Origin of the sequence: Priestia sp. SIMBA_032, from assembly GCF_046535215.1 — a bacterium.
GTDB lineage: Bacteria > Bacillota > Bacilli > Bacillales > Bacillaceae_H > Priestia > Priestia aryabhattai.
This window is the reverse complement of the sequence record NZ_JAWRXD010001018.1, coordinates 1-258: the sequence shown is the minus strand read 5'-3', so window position 1 is coordinate 258 and position 258 is coordinate 1. Positions and strand designations below refer to the sequence as shown.

The following is a 258-nucleotide window of genomic DNA, read 5'->3' as shown; positions in this document are numbered from 1 at the left end:
GACAGCACGCCGATCCGGGTGAAGGCACCGAACAGGTCGACGTCACCGACGAGGCTCAGGTCGGGCACGTCACCGATCGAACTGGGGATCTCCGGGATGTTCAGGCTCCATCCCTTGGGGTCCGTCACCGTCGAGTCGAGATCGGCGATCTGCTCGATGATCATCGCCAGGATGGTGGTGACGACGATCCCGATGAGCAGGCCACCGCGGACCTTGCGGACCACCAGGACCCCCATCAGCAGGATCCCGAAGACGAAC

1 pseudogene is annotated in these 258 nt (G+C 64.0%); it reads right to left on the bottom strand.

Features of this window, described 5'->3' with window-relative positions:
• Positions 1-258 (bottom strand): annotated as a pseudogene (locus tag SB717_RS37425) (hypothetical protein); the annotation flags it as partial.